Origin of the sequence: Streptosporangium album, from assembly GCF_014203795.1 — a bacterium.
Classification (GTDB): domain Bacteria; phylum Actinomycetota; class Actinomycetes; order Streptosporangiales; family Streptosporangiaceae; genus Streptosporangium; species Streptosporangium album.
In genome coordinates this window covers 159,022-173,224 of record NZ_JACHJU010000003.1, presented here as the reverse complement: position 1 = coordinate 173,224, position 14,203 = coordinate 159,022, and the positions used below count along the sequence as shown (strand labels likewise).

General features: G+C 70.3%; 14 protein-coding genes. 4 read left to right on the top strand and 10 right to left on the bottom strand.

The genetic code is table 11. The features are described from left to right. Positions 1-95 precede the first annotated feature (95 nt). From FHR32_RS30730 to FHR32_RS30720, 3 genes are all read right to left on the bottom strand, one after another. A complete protein-coding gene (locus FHR32_RS30730; RefSeq protein ID WP_184758038.1) occupies positions 96-2,093 on the bottom strand; it encodes a hypothetical protein in 1,998 nt (665 codons plus the stop codon). Between the two features lie 153 nt (positions 2,094-2,246). After that, entirely contained in the window at positions 2,247-2,795 is a 549-nt protein-coding gene (locus FHR32_RS30725) for a hypothetical protein (protein ID WP_184758037.1), read from the bottom strand. Beyond that, positions 2,792-4,423, bottom strand: a complete 1,632-nt coding sequence (locus FHR32_RS30720; protein ID WP_221466470.1) for a PHP domain-containing protein — start codon at positions 4,421-4,423, stop codon at positions 2,792-2,794. Before FHR32_RS30720 ends, FHR32_RS30725 begins: the two co-directional genes overlap by 4 nt. A gap of 527 nt (positions 4,424-4,950) precedes the next feature. Between FHR32_RS30720 and FHR32_RS46840 the strand changes: the two genes are divergently transcribed. Further along, complete coding sequence (locus tag FHR32_RS46840) at positions 4,951-5,595, top strand: type I glutamate--ammonia ligase (RefSeq protein WP_312882776.1); 645 nt, start codon at positions 4,951-4,953, stop codon at positions 5,593-5,595. 63 nt (positions 5,596-5,658) lie between these two features. Here FHR32_RS46840 and FHR32_RS30710 read toward each other — a convergent pair whose 3' ends face one another. After that, positions 5,659-6,135 carry a low molecular weight protein-tyrosine-phosphatase gene (locus FHR32_RS30710; protein WP_184758035.1) on the bottom strand — a complete coding sequence of 159 codons (477 nt, stop codon included), beginning with the start codon at positions 6,133-6,135 and terminating at the stop codon, positions 5,659-5,661. Positions 6,136-6,503: 368 nt separating this feature from the next. Continuing rightward, the gene (locus FHR32_RS30700) at positions 6,504-7,628 is read right to left on the bottom strand and encodes a TetR/AcrR family transcriptional regulator (RefSeq protein ID WP_184758034.1); all 1,125 of its coding nucleotides are present in this window, start codon (positions 7,626-7,628) and stop codon (positions 6,504-6,506) included. 104 nt (positions 7,629-7,732) lie between these two features. Here FHR32_RS30700 and FHR32_RS30695 point away from each other — a divergent pair, with 104 nt between their 5' ends. Beyond that, the gene (locus FHR32_RS30695; RefSeq protein ID WP_184758033.1) at positions 7,733-8,944 is read left to right on the top strand and encodes a cytochrome P450 family protein; all 1,212 of its coding nucleotides are present in this window, start codon (positions 7,733-7,735) and stop codon (positions 8,942-8,944) included. A 64-nt stretch (positions 8,945-9,008) separates the two neighbouring features. Next, positions 9,009-10,307: an ATP-dependent Clp protease ATP-binding subunit ClpX gene (clpX, locus tag FHR32_RS30690; protein ID WP_184758032.1), complete on the top strand. Its 1,299-nt coding sequence runs from the start codon at positions 9,009-9,011 to the stop codon at positions 10,305-10,307. Here clpX and FHR32_RS30685 read toward each other — a convergent pair. Genes FHR32_RS30685 through FHR32_RS30665 form a run of 5 tightly spaced genes read right to left on the bottom strand, consistent with a single transcriptional unit; the run spans position 10,240 to position 13,395 of the window. After that, entirely contained in the window at positions 10,240-10,563 is a 324-nt protein-coding gene (locus FHR32_RS30685) for a TrmO family methyltransferase domain-containing protein (protein WP_184758031.1), read from the bottom strand. The genes clpX and FHR32_RS30685 overlap by 68 nt on opposite strands. A gap of 15 nt (positions 10,564-10,578) precedes the next feature. Beyond that, a complete protein-coding gene (locus FHR32_RS30680; RefSeq protein WP_246467995.1) occupies positions 10,579-11,379 on the bottom strand; it encodes an ABC transporter permease in 801 nt (266 codons plus the stop codon). After that, positions 11,376-12,140, bottom strand: coding sequence for an ABC transporter permease (locus FHR32_RS30675; RefSeq protein WP_184758030.1), 765 nt, complete (start codon positions 12,138-12,140; stop codon positions 11,376-11,378). Before FHR32_RS30675 ends, FHR32_RS30680 begins: the two co-directional genes overlap by 4 nt. Next, a complete protein-coding gene (locus tag FHR32_RS30670; protein WP_184758029.1) occupies positions 12,133-13,047 on the bottom strand; it encodes an ABC transporter ATP-binding protein in 915 nt (304 codons plus the stop codon). The genes FHR32_RS30675 and FHR32_RS30670 overlap by 8 nt, the downstream gene beginning before the upstream one ends. 57 nt (positions 13,048-13,104) lie before the next feature. Further along, positions 13,105-13,395: an antibiotic biosynthesis monooxygenase gene (locus FHR32_RS30665; RefSeq protein ID WP_184758028.1), complete on the bottom strand. Its 291-nt coding sequence runs from the start codon at positions 13,393-13,395 to the stop codon at positions 13,105-13,107. A 60-nt stretch (positions 13,396-13,455) separates the two neighbouring features. On the opposite strand from FHR32_RS30665, the gene FHR32_RS30660 reads away from it, so the two are divergent. Then, on the top strand, positions 13,456-14,088 hold the full coding sequence (locus FHR32_RS30660; RefSeq protein ID WP_184758027.1) for a TetR/AcrR family transcriptional regulator: 633 nt from the start codon (positions 13,456-13,458) through the stop codon (positions 14,086-14,088). Positions 14,089-14,203: the final 115 nt, after the last annotated feature.

The window sequence follows — 14,203 nt, the reverse complement described above, 5'->3', positions numbered from 1 at the left end:
TCCGCCCGGCGGCGAGTCCTCCGCGGGGCGCGTGCGAGGGAGCACAGGCGTGATCGATCGACCTTCTCGGTGCCGGCGGGACTTCGGACGGCGGGTCAGTTGGTATGGGTGTTGGGGAGATGGTCCCCGACGTGGCCGACCCAGATCTTGCCGGTGCTGCCGCCGGAGTCGTCGTGGAAGTGGATCCGGGGCGCCGGATACCCGCCCTTGCGGATCTTGATATGCGCCTCCATCAGCACCTTCCCGGAAGGATGCACCTCCTCGGGGACCGCGAACGTCCGCCGCGCGCTGTACTTGCCGTTCGTGGTCACCGTCCGGGACTCGCTCATGGCGACCATTCCCGCGGGGATGGTGAGCCTGGCTGAGCTCCTGCACCAGTCGAAGAACCCTCCGGCGAACTCGCCCGCCGACCTGGCCTGCGCGAACGCGTCGAGTGCGCGCAGGGCGTCCCAGGACTTGGACGCCCAGGCCCGCGCGAGCGTGGGGTAGGCGAGGTCGAGCTTCGTCGCCTCCGCGTCCGTGTCGCCGATCTCCACGTGGACGAGGGTCTCCCTGGCCAGGTTCAGGGCGTCCATGAGGCTCGTCGGTTCGAAGGGGGGCTCGCCGGAGGACAGCCCGAAGGCGGGCTGGCCGGCTTCGGCGAGCCTGGTCTCCAGCCAGCGGACCCGCTCTTCGAGCTTGCGCGCACCCGCGACGGCTTCGGCGTACTCCTCCTGGAGGAGTGCGTGCTCGGTGCGGAGCCGGTCGATCTCGCCTGCCAGCCGGTCACTCTCGTCTTCGGCCTCGGCCAGTAGCGGATCGCCGCCCTGCCGTACGGCGACCAGGTCGCGCAGCCCCTCGACATGCGCGCCGAGGGTGCGCATCCGGCGCAGCATCTCCCCGTTCTCCGAACCGTTCCCCGCAGACGCCGCCGCGAGGTCGAGCGCCGCCTCCAACTCCCCCCGCAGTTCCCTGGCCACGACCTCGGCAACCGTCCGGGCGAGGTCCGCCACGTCGAAGGAGGGCACCCCGGGCTGTGGGGACTGCGTGACCAGGGCGGGTTCCGTTTCCACGGCGGTCGCGATGTGAACATCCCCGTCGGGGGCACTCCCCCCGGGGTCCGCGGCCGGTTCGGAGGCAGGTGCGGGCGGGGGCACGGAACGCCCGTTCATCGCCAGCATCCAGCGGCGCAGCCTCTCTCCCGGGCCGGAGTCGGCCGGTACCGGCCTCGGCGCCACCGCTCCGGCGATGTCACCGGTCTGGGCCTTGCCCGCCAGGATTCTGGAGACGATCCGATAGGTGCGCTGGACGTCCTCGGGCAGGGGCCGCCGGCAGGTCTCGCCGACGGCGCCGCCCGCCACCAGCGCGAGAGCCCGATCTCCCTGCTTGCGGATCGTCGGCCCGCCCATCGGACGGTGCCGGTCGGGGTAGCTCTCGGTGGCCGGCTCGAAGGACGCCACGTAGGTGCGGACGCCCCCGCCGAACACGCCGAGCCGGGAGCCCATCGCCTCGTTGAAGCGGTCCTGGGCGCGTAGATCGGCGAAGCGTACGACCACGCCGACCCCGGCGACCGCGTCGGCCAGGTGCCCGGCCCTCGCCCTGGCACCCTGCGGATCGTGGGGGACCACCGAAACGACGACCACGGGGACCCGGCGGCCGCGATGAGAGAGCAGATGAACCAGCCGGTGGACGTCGTCCTCGTCGACCGCGTCCGCCGAGTCCGTCAGGTGCACCGCTCCGTCGGTGATCCGTGCGGTGCGCAGATATGCCTGGACGAAGCCCGGGGCCTGCCAGGCGTCCGTCTCCCCGGTCTCCTCGACCCTGACGACCACCCAGCCCGTCATCCCGGGCACCGACTCCGCATAGGTGACCTGTGTGCGGATCAACCCACTCTCGTGGGTCTCCTCCAGGACATATCTGCCGCAGTCGGCCCTGCGATCCATGCGGACCCTGGCACCGTCCGTCTCGAACTCCTGCGACGGCTTGCCCACCTCCGGCGCCGGAAGCCCTTTGGCGACGAGCCAGTCTCCGAAGGTACGGCGGAGCCGGAGAGAGATCGGCGCGGACGTGTCACGCAGGACCGCCTGGTAGACGCGGTTCATGTTCGGGGGCATGAGGCACGTTATCCAGCCATGTGCGGTACGGCCCGCCGAATGCCCGGAGCCGTACCGAAAGTGGCGGGGAGAGACGCCCGTGCACGCACGCCGGCTCCGGCGCGGGGACGACACGGCCGAGGTGAGGGCAGACAGGGCTGCCGACCGCTGCGTTCAGCTGTGATCCGCGCAGCAGGGCGTCGGGTTCGGCACTTCGGCCGGCATCAGGCGTCCACCCGCCGCAGGCATGCTCAGCAGGGTTATCAGCCCGTCACGCCAGACCGGCCTGACATGGTCGTTGGTCACGATGAGCGTGTCGTGCGCGGGCTCCTGCGGCTGGGCCAGCACCACCACACGCTCGATCGCGGACCGCTCCAGCATCTCGCCCACGCTGAGGGTGCCGGTCAGCGCCTCCTGGCCGGGGTAGGTGATGATCCGCCCGCTCGCCCCGGCGGCGTGCTCGGCCGCCGCGAGCGCGGCGCCCTCCGCCTCCGGACCGATACGGCTCTCGCCGATCGCGGCCGACACCCCCTCGGGCAGCCCGGCCGGCTCGACCGGTCCGGCGACGGCGAGTGAGCAGGCGACATGCGGCAGTCCGGTCCGCACGAAATGTGTACAGCCGACCGTGCCCCCCGGCAGGCCGAGCGCCTTCACCACCAGGTGGAGAAGGTGCTCGGCCTCACCGAGGGTGCGGGATCCCGCGTCGAGACCGAGGATCGTCATCGGCGCGGCAGAACCCAGATCGGGTTGCTGTAGAACCACAGGTCCTTCCACGGGTCGGCGTCGCCGAAGACGTCGATCTGCGGGCCGTGCGGGTCGACGGAGGCGCCGAGCAGGCCGGGTGCGCTGCGGTTGCCGTCGGTGCCTCGCAGCCGTAGGTAGACCGGACGGTCGACGGCGCCGAGCATGTAGGTGAAGGTGACGGTGCCGCTGTTCTTGCCGACCTCGAAGGACTGCACGACCTTGGTGGTGGGCGTGGTGAAGACATCCTTGTCGGAGGCCGGACCGGTCACATCTCCCTGGATGACGTCCACCCGGGCCAGCGTGGGGACGAACTGCGCCCAGTTCGGCTGGTTGGCCAGCGTGATCTCGATGGCGAGTTCGACCTTGTCGCCCTGCCGTACGTGCAGGGTGTCGCCGAGGGTGACGCCGCGCTGTCCCTTGCCGGCGGTCCGGGCGCGCACGACCAGGCCGCTGATCAGGCCGCCGTGGTCGACCCAGACCCGGCCCTGCCGGATGGCGTCCATCACCGCGCCGTAGGAGTATCCCTGCGCCCCCACATGCGTGCGGCTGTAGTAGCCGGGCCAGAAGTCGCCGGCGGTCAGGTTCTGGATGCCCTTGTAGATCGGGTCGTCGTACCTGCCGTTGGCGTCGAAGTTGCTGTTCGGGCCGCGGTCACTGGTGTCGGCGTAGACCGAGTGGGAGTCGGAGTTGGCGGTGATCCACCAGTTCTTGCCCTCGGTCAGGAGACTGTCCCACAGGCCGCCCACGGTGGCGGTCATCCAGTCGAAGCCGCCGAAGGTCTTGTAGCTCTCGGCCGGGTAGCCGGGCCAGGAGTCGGCGCCGGGGGTGCTGTCGTAGAAGCCGCGCCCGCTGCCGGGTCCGTGGGGCTTGGGGATGCCGGCCGCCTGGTGCCCGGGGGCGCCTTCCATGCCGACCGCGATGGAGGGCTGGGCGTCGCGCCATCCCCGGATCTCGTGCGGGGAGTCGAGGCCCTTGCGCGCCGGGTGGTTGGCCAGGAAGAGCGCGTCGTCGACGCGGCGGCGCCGGACGGCGTCGGCGAGGAAGTTCAGGCCGGCGATGGCCAGGGCCTCGTTCTGCGGAGTGCTGGAGCCGGCGTTCTTGACCGACCCGTCGAAGGAGTTCTCGAACTCCTTGAGGGTGCTCACCTCGTTCCGTCCCGGGGCGACGAAGACGGTGCCGTGCTCGGCGGCCGGGATGTTCCACTCCAGGCCCTGGAAGACGAGGGTGTCCTTGACCAGGGCGCGGGCGGCGACGATGTCGGGGTTGACCTTGTCCACGCCGATCTTGGCGTGGGTGGCGCCGCCGTGGTCGGTGATGACCATCCAGTCCAGGCCGTAGGCGTTGGCGTGCCGCACGTGGTCGATCACCCGGTAGATGCCGTCCGAGCTGTGCTGGGTGTGGATGTGGTGGTCACCGGCCAGCCAGAGGTACCCGTCACGCGGCTCGCGGCCGCCCTGGTTCCGCGTTGTCGCACTCTCCGCGGCGGCCAGACCGGGCGTGCCGAGGACGCCGGCGGCGCTCAGGCCCGCGCCGAGCAGCCCGGCTCGCCGGAACATCTGACGCCGCGACAGCTGTCCCGGCGACAGTTCCCCATCGGGTACCGACATGTCCACTACCGGGGCCATCTCGCCCTGGTCGCCCGCGTGAGCCGCGTCGTGGTGATGCTCGTGAGAATGCCCGTGCCCGTGCCCATGGCCGTGCCCGTGACCCATGTCGTGCCCTTCCGTCCCGCCGGGCGGTTTCGCCTCGGCTACGTGGGCACCCTGGCGGGACCAGGTGAACCTCGGGTGAATGGCGACCGGCCATCCAGCGTGGATCTCCCTGCGATCTGGAATCCCGCCCGGCGGGCCACCCTTCTCCGTGCAGCGGGCAGCGGCCCTGCTGGGCCTCGGTGAGGACGCGGTCGTGCCCGTCCCCGTCGACCACGAGCTGAGGATGGACCCGGAGGCACTGGCCGACGCCCTGCGGGGCCGCGTCCGGTGCGGCGAGCTGCCGGGCGAGGGCACCGGAAGGGTCCGGCTCAAGCTCACCCTTCTCAACCCGCACACCACTCCCACCGAGGTCGAGCGGCTCCTGCACGCCGTCGACATACGAACGGCTGCGGGCCGAGGCCGGGGCAGGCCGCGTCGAGGAAGTGATCGCCGGCGTTCCGGACATCCAGGGCCGCCTGCAGGGCAGCCGGCTCTCGGTGCCGTACTTCCTGGAGGAAGCGGCCCGGCAGGGCTTCGGCGCCTGCGTCTACCTGCTCGCCTCCGACGTGGAGATGGGCACCGGGCCCGGATACGCCATCGACGCGTGGAACAGCGGCTTCGGTGACTTCGTTCTGCGTCCCGACCCTGCCACGTTGCGCACCCTCCCCTGGGATCCCGGCACCGCGCTCGTTCTCGCCGACGCCGTGTGGCCGGGAGGCGGACCGGTCGACGTGGCCCCGCGCCGGGTGCTGCGAGCCCAGCTCGACAGGCTGGCCGAGCGCGGGCTGACCGCCTTCGCCGGGCTCGCCATGGAGACCGCCCGCGGGGAGTGCCACGCCGGCCAGTACGAAATCGTCTTCCGCTACGACGAGGCGATGACCACCTGCGGCAATCACGTCTTCTTCAAGAACGGCGCCAAGCAGATCGCCGCGCAGGAAGGTGTCGCGCTCACCTTCATGCCCAGGTTCGACGAGGGTGAGGGCAACTCCTGCCACATCCACCTGTCGCTGCGCGGCACGGACGGCTCGGCGGCATTCGAGACGGCCGTCACCGACTGGGAACGGACCCACGGTTTCGAACGCCTGTGATGGCCGGCGCACACGGCGGCGGTGACACCCACCACCGGCCCCGGACGGCTACGTCGGCGGGCCTCAGCGAGACAGCTTCTCCGACAGGTGCTTGGCCAGTCCGTCGGATGCGGTCCTGACCATCTCCAGAACGTCGGCGAATCCCTGGAGGTCGCCGTAGTAGGGGTCGGGCACCTCGGCGCCGGCGGGTGCGTCCGGATCGAACGAGCGGAACAGCCGCACGTCCGATCCGGGCGGCGCCAGACGGCGCAGGGCCCGCAGGTTCTCCTCGTCCATCGCCAGCACCAGGTCCACCTGTCCGAACCAGCTGGCCAGGAACTGCCGGGCCCGGTGCGAGGAGCCGTCGTAGCCGTTCTCGGCCAGCGTCGCCGCGGCTCGCTCGTCCATCGGGTGGCCCTGGTGCCAGCCGCCGGTGCCCGCGCTGTCGACCGTGACGACTCCGTCCAGCCCGTGGTCGGCGAGTGCCTTCCTCAGCACGACTTCGGCTATCGGGGAGCGGCAGATGTTTCCCATGCAGACAACGCATACGCGGTAGCTCATGTCGGAAGCATGCCGTCTGCCGGATCATCCGCAAAAACGGCGGACCCGCTCGGCTCCCGCCGCGGCACGCCTCCAGCTGCGCGGCGAAGGCAGGGAAATCCGTGCCCGTGCCCGCCAGGAGATCGACAAGGGGCCGATCACCTCCGCGTACGGCGCCGATCTGCAGCGGGTGATCCAGGTGTGCAACGAGGCGCTGGCCACCGAGCTGGTCTGCGTGCTCCGCTACAAGCGGCAACTACTACACCGCCAGCGGGATCTACGCCGAGCCGGTGGCCGCGGAGTTCCTGGAGCACGCCGGGGAGGAGCAGGAGCACGCCGACCGGCTCGTCCAGCGCATCGTGCAGCTCGGGGGCGAGGCGGCCCGCCGGCTACCTGTGAGGTCTCACCGGCGGCGTCCGGGCCTGATCGGCCGGTACGGTCTCACCGGCCGACGCAGCCGCGTGGCACGCGCCGCGGCCGTCGGCTCGGGCGACGATCCGGCCCGCCTCGATGCGGACGGCGGCCTCGGTGCCGTCGCTGACGGCGGGCACACCGGCCGCCGCGGCGAGGGCGCCGGACTCGTCGTACACCACCTGCAGGCGCGGCCATGCCGACGGCGGGAAAGCCTGGCGTAGGCAGACGTAGAGCTCGGCGATGGCCAGCCGTGCCAGCGGTGCCAGCTCGTCGGAGTAACCGGTGACCAGGACGGCGGTGACCGCGGCCTCGGGCGGTGCGGCCCGTACCGCCTCCTCGGCGGCCTCAAGCCGGTGCAGCCCGAGGATCGCCACCACGCCGTCTCCCGCGAGCCGCGCGGGTCCGCCGCGGATGACGTCCACAGCGGGCGGCGGGGACCATGGCTCGTCGGCGGGTCGCGCCTGTGGAATGTAGGGGATGTGCGGGGGCTGCCACACGTCGCCCAGATCGAGGTCCGCGAGCTGCTCGCAGATGCTGACGACGTTGAAGGGCTCGATGAAGCCGGGCGCGGCGGCGGCCATCTGGCTCGCGCCGTGCAGGGTCGTGAGCGCGGCCTCGGCCACGCCCACCATGCGGCCGGCGGGCGTCCTGGGCGGACGTAACCGCTCCAGGGCCAGTCCGAGCAGGAGCGCGTCGAGCTTCATCAGCTGCGTGAACGGCCGCCGGGTCCGTTCCTCGGCGAGGACCTCGGACATCAGGTCCATGCCGAGCCGGGCCGAGTCGTGCGTCTCGTCGGTGGCGAGAGGGAGCCGGGCGACCCAGGAGCGGGCGAACGCGCTGAGCGCCTCGCGGACGGTGCGGCCCGGCTCCGGGTGTGGCGGCTCGGGGGCGCGCTCGGCGAGGTCGGCCAGGACGGCGAAGTAGAGAGCCCGTTTGCCGGGGAAGTTGGAGTAGACCGCGCCGCGGGTGAGCTCGGCGCGCTCGGCGATGCTGTCGATCTTGGCATCGCGGAAGCCCCGCTCGGTGAACTCGTCCCTGGCCGCGGCCAGCACCTTGGCCCGGTTGCGCTCCTGCATCTCCGCCCTGGTGAGCCGGCCCATCGTCCTCCTCGTTCCGGCGTTGCCCGTTCTTCCCGATCAAAGATACTCGGAACCGTGCATATGATGAGACCATCTGATCTGAACATCTGAAATCTGGAGCATTCATGACCGACGTCAGACCGGATGTCAGCGGCGTTCCCGAGATCGACCTGACCGACATCGAGGTGCTCCGCGACCCCGCCGCCGCGTACGGACGGGTCAGGGAGCGCTCGCCGCTGGCGCGGCTGCAGGCCCCCGGCATGCGCCCGATGTGGGTTCTGACGCGATACGAGGACGCCAGGGCGATGCTGAACGACCCGCGGTTCGAGCTCAGCGCCGACAGCTTCATGCGACCCACCGGCATCCCCGAGCACTGCCTGGTCTACATGCGGACGATGCAGGAGATGGAAGGCCCGGAGCACACGCGGCTGCGCAGGCTGGTGTCGCCCGCGTTCACCGCGCGCCGCGCCGTCGATTTCCGGCCGCGGATCGAGCCGATCGTCGAGAACCTGCTCGACGACCTGGCCGACCATGCCGAGGGCGGCTCGGTGGATCTGCTGGCGCACTTCGCGCGACCGCTGCCGATCGAGGTGATCTGCGAACTGGTCGGCATTCCCGAGTCCGACCGCCCACGCTGGCGGGAGTACGGCGCCGCGGTGGCGGCCGGCTGGGGCCCGGCGCTCGCCGACGCCATACCCGGCATCATGGAGGGTGCCAAGAGGGCGGTCGCGGTCCGAAGGGCCGAGCCCGGCAACGACCTGATCTCGGACCTCATCCACACCCAGGCCGACGACCAGGGTCGGCTGAGCGGCACCGAGATGGTCACCCTGGTCTGGAACCTGGTCCTCGCCGGACAGACGCCGACGAACCTCATCGCCAACGCCGTCGACACCCTGCTCCGCCATCCCGGCCAGCTCGCCGCACTGCGTGAGGACACGGGTCTCATGCCCCGTGCCGTCGAGGAGCTGACGCGCTGGTGCGGACCGCAGCTGCTGACCATTCCCCGCCACCCGCGGGAAGACGTCGAGATAGGCGGTGTGCTGATCCGCGCGGGTGAACCCGTCACCGCCGCCATCGTCTCCGCCAACCGCGACCCACGCGCGTTCGCCGACCCCGACCGGCTCGACGTCAGCCGCGCGGCGGGACCGTCGGGACATCTGGGATACGCCCACGGGCCGCATTTCTGTCTCGGAGCCGCGCTGGCCCGGGTGCAGGTCGAGATCGCGCTCATCGCACTGCTGCGCCGTTTCCCCGACCTGGCGCTGGCCGGCCAGGCAGCGGGGCGTGTCCCCGACCCGGGCACCTGGCGCCTGGCGTCACTGCCCGTGACCCTCTGACCCCCGGGCCTGACCCGGTCCTCCCGTGTTCCGGCCCGCACAACCGTTGAGGAGACGTTTCCAAGTGGCACGCATCGGTAACCGCGGTGACCTGCTGAGGTGCACGTTCTGCGGGAAAAGCCAGCAGCAGGTCCGCAAGCTCATCGCAGGTCCGGCGGGTGTCTACATCTGTGATGAGTGCGTCGAGCTCTGTAACGAGCTCATCGAGGAGGAGCTGGGCGAGTCCTCCGAGGGCGGGCCGCAGGAGCCGCCGAAACCACGGGAGATCTACGAGTTCCTCGAGCAGTACGTCATCGGACAGGAGACCGCCAAGAAGACACTCGCGGTGGCGGTCTACAACCACTACAAACGCATCCGGCCGAGAGCCGGTGGGAACGGACGGCACACCGCGGAAGAAGGGCCGGTCGAGCTCGGCAAGTCCAACGTCCTGCTGATCGGCCCCACCGGCTGCGGCAAGACCCACCTCGTCCAGACGCTCGCCCGGATGCTCGACGTCCCGTTCGCGATCGCCGACGCCACCGCGCTCACCGAGGCCGGCTACGTCGGGGAGGACGTCGAGAACATTCTGCTCAAGCTGCTCCAGGCCGCCGACTACGACGTCAAGAAGGCCGAGACCGGCATCATCTACATCGACGAGATCGACAAGATCGCCCGGAAGGGCGAGAACCCGTCGATCACTCGCGACGTCTCCGGCGAGGGCGTCCAGCAGGCGCTGCTGAAGATCCTGGAGGGCACGATAGCGAGCGTGCCGCCGCAGGGCGGCCGCAAGCACCCGCACCAGGATTTCATCCAGATCGACACGGGCAACGTGCTGTTCATCGCCGGTGGTGCGTTCGCCGGCCTGGAGTGGATCATCGAGCAGCGGGCCGGCCGCAGCGGCGCCGGGTTCGGCGCCGCGATCCGCGCCGAGGGGGAACGGGAGAAGGATGACGACCTCGCCGGAGTCATGCCCGAAGACCTGCTGAAGTTCGGGCTCATCCCCGAGATTGTCGGCCGGCTCCCGGTGGTGTCGACCTTCCAGCCGCTGGACCGGACGGCGTTGACCCGGATCCTCACCGAACCGCGCAACGCGCTGATCAAGCAGTACCAGAAGCTCTTCGCGATCGACGGCGTCGAGCTGGAGTTCGGTGAGGACGCCATCGGCGCCATCGCCGAGCAGGCACTGCTCCGCCGCACCGGCGCCCGAGCGGCCCGCGCGATCCTGGAAGAGGTCCTGCTCAACGTGATGTACGAGGTGCCGAGCCGGGACGACGTGGCCCGCGTCGTGGTCGGCCGCGCCACCGTGCTCGACAACGTCAACCCGACCTTGGTGCCGCGCGAACAGCCCGACCGCAGGTGGGAGCGCCCGGAGAGGTCCGCCTGAGGCGGACCTCTCCGGGCGCCCAGGCCGGCTGGGTGACCGGATGACGGGGGGCGAACTCGACCAGGTAGGGCTTGATATCCAGGATTGGTGAGCCGGACAGCGCGTCCAGGTCGGCGACGTGCAGGTTCAGACCGTCTAAGGACTCGCCGTCCAGCCGGATCTCGGCTCGAACGTCGTGCCAGTCGTCCTCGACCGTCTCGCTGCGACCGCCCACCACCTGACCGACTGGTCGCAGGGGCACGGTGTCCAATGTCATAGTGATCTCCGCTTTCTAGTAACGGCCGAGCGTGCCGCGGCGTTTGGCGAGGCGCTCGAGCCGGTTGAACACGAGCACCCCGGCGGCCGTGATGAGCAGCGGTTGGGCGAGCAGCCATCCAAGACCCCAGCCGGTCGGGAGGGTGGACAGGGAGTGGCCGCCGAGCAGGATGTCGCGCATGGCCTCGATGCCGGGGGCGATGGGAACTACCAGCCGGCTGAGGAAGGCGATCGGGTCGGGCATGGCGGCCAGGGGGACCAGGGTGCCGCCGACGATCGCGTAGACGGCCACCGACAGCTGAGTGATGATCTCGATGCGCTTGAACACCAGGGTCAGCCCGCACAGGATCAGAGCCAGCCCGCAGGTGCCCACCGCGATGGCGGCCAGTGGCACGATCACCTGCGCGTCGAAGGGCATGCGTTCGCCCTGGAGGGTGGCGGCGCCGGCGCCGGTGGCCAGGACGGCCAGCGCGGTGGGCAGGGCCGCGATCACGGCGGCGACCTGGCGGCCGAGGATGAGCGCGGCCGAGGGCAGCGGGGTCAGGTAGGTCTGTTCCAGCACACCGGACTGGATGTCGCCCAGATAGCTCCAGAACACCCGGTTGACCTGCTCGTGGATGAAGGTCAGCGCCACCATGCCGAGCAGCACCGGCAGCAGGAGGTCCGTGCGCAGCTGCCCACGCCCCATGAACAGCACGATGAGCAGGTAGAACAGCGGGAATGTGATCATCTGGATGAGGACTTCGCGCCATCCGGCGAGGAGGTTGAGCAGACCCTTACGGACCTCTGCGGCAAATCCGCGAGCGAACGTCATCATGACTCCTGCAGGGCTCGGCGGTGGTTACGGACGAACAGCAGGCCGCTGACGGCGGTGAGCACGAGAGTGTGGGCGATCAGCCAGGGCAGGGTGCCGCCGCTCCAGACCTCGGCCAGGGTCCGGCCTTCGAACAGCGTCTGGGTGATCGCCTCGACGCCCAGCGTGGTGGGTAGGAGCCTGGCCGGTACGGCAAGCCAGTCCGGATAGAAGACCAGCGGCAGGAACGAGCCGTTGAGCAGCAGCACCAGCGCGGTGAACAACGACTGCAGGGCGCCGATCATCGGGGAGACCAGGGCGAGGGCGGCCAGCAGGAAGGTGAAGGCCAGCACGTTGACTCCCAGCAGCAAGACGGGCAGGATCGCCGCCCAGCGCACCGGGATCGTGATCCCGGTCACCAGCATCGGGACGAGGGCGGCGACCGCGGCCACGGCCAGGCCGAACACCGAGGCGGTGATCAGCCGGCCGAGCATCGGCAGCCAGGGCGGCGCAGGAGTCATCTGGGCCTGGGCGAAGGTGCCGGCGCGTTTCTCCTCGATGAGGTCGGCCACCATCACCAGGGCGGCGTACTGCAGGAACCAGTAGCCGCCGATCGCGACCAGGGTCTGCGGCAGCAGATCCTGGCGCAGTTGTCCCTGGCCCAGGACGAACTGCAGGCCGAGGTACATGGTGGTGCTGATCAGCAGCGTGATGATGTGGCCGATCGGGTGGGACAGCTGAACGCGCAGGCCCTTGCCGATCTCCGCGCCCAGGACGTTAAGCATGGGACGGCTCCCTGACCAGAGCGAGGAACACGTCCTCGAGGTCGGGCTGGACCTGGGTCAGCGACTCCAGGACGACCTCTTGGACGCGCAGGCGCTCGACCACGTCGTACACCTCGCGCGGATCGCTCACCCGCACGCTGATCGTGGTGACGCCGTCGCGGGTGACCCCGTCGAACCCGGGTGGCGCGGCTCCTTCGACGCGGATCTCGTACCTGTCCCGTTCGCGGAAGCCCGCCAGCAGCTCGCGCGTGGGCAGGTCGGCCACGAGCCGTCCCTGGCGCATGACGGCCACTCGGTCACACAGCTCCTGGACCACGTCCAGCTGGTGGGTGGTGAGCAGAATGGTGGTGCCAAGCTCGCGGGCCAGCTCGGCGATCCAGTCCTTGACCGTGCGGGTCGCCTCGACGTCCAGGCCGAGCGTCGGCTCGTCCAGCAGCACGATCGGCGGGTCGGCGATCAGCGCGGCGGCGATGGCGACCTTCTGCTGCATGCCGCGCGAGAAGCCGCCGACCTTGTCGTGGCGCCGATCCCACAACCCCAGCCCGGTCAGCAGTTCGCCTGCGCGCTCCCCGGCCTGGGCCTTGCGCAGGCCTTTGAGCCTCCCGAAGTACATCAGGTTCTGCCAGGCCGACAGGCTCCAGTAGACGTTGCGCGAGCCTTCCAGCACGGCGCCGAACTGCGCCATCGCCGCCGAACGCTGCCGGGCCACGTCGAAGCCTCCCAGCCGGACCTGGCCCGAGGTGGGGGCCAGCAGCCCGGCCATCATCTTGATGGTGGTGGTCTTGCCGGCGCCGTTGGGTCCGAGGAAGCCGAAGACGGATCCGGCGGGGATGTGCAGGGACACCTCGTCGACCGCCCGGACCTGCGCCGAGCCGTACACCTTGGTCAACGCGTCAATCTCGATCATGGCATCTCCTTGGTGAGGGGGAACCCGGCCCCGGAAGCCCGGGGCCGGGACAGGCGGTCAGAGCTCGGCCAGGACCTCGATGTCCTCCGCGGTGACGTCGCGAACCAGCGCGAACGCCTCGGTGGCCGCGACGGTGCCGGGCACGGCCTGACGGGCCGCCTGCAGGCTGGCAGCCGAATCCCAGCGCCAGACGCCGACCCACGTCTCGTCGTTGAGCCGGCCGAGGCGTGCCTCGGTGAGGCCGGGTAGCGCGGCCCTGATCGCGGTGACCAGAGCAGCGTGCCGGGCCCGAACCTGCTCTGCGTCGGCGGGATCGGCCTGGAAGCGGGTGATGCTGATGAGCGACATGACTGGACCTGTTCTCTAGAGTTCACTTCTAGCGACTAAATCTAGAGATAGACTCTAGCCATGAGTGATGTCAAACGGACGAGCAAGCGGGCACAGAAGGCGCAGGAGACGCGCCGGCGCATCCTGGAGGCGGCGCTCGAGCTGTTCGTGCAGGACGGATACGGCGCGACGAACCTGCAGGACGTCGCCGACAGGGCCGGGGTCGCGGTGCAGACGATCTACTTCGTCTTCGGCAACAAGCGGACCTTGCTGAAGGAACTGGTCGACGTGACGATCGCGGGCGACGACGAGCCGGTGGCCACCATGGACCGGCCGTGGTACGTGGACGCGCTGGCCGCCGACACGGCCCAGGACATGCTGCGTGCTTACGTCGCGGGCACGACATCGGTTCTGGGGCGGGTCGCGTCGATCGGCAGGGTATTGGAGGGGGCGTCCGCGAGTGATCCCGAGGTCGCAGCGCTGTGGCCGCACGACGTCGATCCCCGGTATCTCGTCCAGCAGGGGGCGGCCAAGGCGCTTGTCGGCAAGCCGGGCGCACGGGCGGAGGTGTCGGTGGAGGAGGCGGCCGACCTGCTGTACGGCCTGCTCAGCCCCGAGCTTTACCTGCTGTTCGTGCGCGAGCGCGGATGGTCGTCCGAGCGCTGGGAGCAGTGGGTCGGCCAGACCCTGCGCGCCCAGCTCTGCTCCGGCTAGGCCTGCCGGCGGACCGCGGTAGGCGCAGGAGCAGCTGCAACTCGGCGATGACCTGGTAGGTGCTCAAGCCCCACTAGCCGGCCGTGCAGGACAGCACCAACCGATCCGAGATCTG

What these genes read in the sequence shown, in the direction of transcription:
- FHR32_RS30685 (WP_184758031.1), bottom strand. Translation starts at nt 10,563, where the DNA reads ATGACATTGGACACCGTGCCCCTGCGACCAGTCGGTCAGGTGGTGGGC.
- FHR32_RS30665 (WP_184758028.1), bottom strand. Translation starts at nt 13,395, where the DNA reads ATGTCGCTCATCAGCATCACCCGCTTCCAGGCCGATCCCGCCGACGCA.
- FHR32_RS30720 (WP_221466470.1), bottom strand. Translation starts at nt 4,423, where the DNA reads ATGTCGGTACCCGATGGGGAACTGTCGCCGGGACAGCTGTCGCGGCGT.
- FHR32_RS30660 (WP_184758027.1), top strand. Translation starts at nt 13,456, where the DNA reads ATGAGTGATGTCAAACGGACGAGCAAGCGGGCACAGAAGGCGCAGGAG.
- FHR32_RS30675 (WP_184758030.1), bottom strand. Translation starts at nt 12,140, where the DNA reads ATGCTTAACGTCCTGGGCGCGGAGATCGGCAAGGGCCTGCGCGTTCAG.
- FHR32_RS30725 (WP_184758037.1), bottom strand. Translation starts at nt 2,795, where the DNA reads ATGACGATCCTCGGTCTCGACGCGGGATCCCGCACCCTCGGTGAGGCC.
- FHR32_RS30700 (WP_184758034.1), bottom strand. Translation starts at nt 7,628, where the DNA reads ATGGGCCGGCTCACCAGGGCGGAGATGCAGGAGCGCAACCGGGCCAAG.
- FHR32_RS30670 (WP_184758029.1), bottom strand. Translation starts at nt 13,047, where the DNA reads ATGATCGAGATTGACGCGTTGACCAAGGTGTACGGCTCGGCGCAGGTC.
- FHR32_RS30730 (WP_184758038.1), bottom strand. Translation starts at nt 2,093, where the DNA reads ATGCCCCCGAACATGAACCGCGTCTACCAGGCGGTCCTGCGTGACACG.
- FHR32_RS30695 (WP_184758033.1), top strand. Translation starts at nt 7,733, where the DNA reads ATGACCGACGTCAGACCGGATGTCAGCGGCGTTCCCGAGATCGACCTG.
- FHR32_RS30710 (WP_184758035.1), bottom strand. Translation starts at nt 6,135, where the DNA reads ATGAGCTACCGCGTATGCGTTGTCTGCATGGGAAACATCTGCCGCTCC.
- FHR32_RS30680 (WP_246467995.1), bottom strand. Translation starts at nt 11,379, where the DNA reads ATGATGACGTTCGCTCGCGGATTTGCCGCAGAGGTCCGTAAGGGTCTG.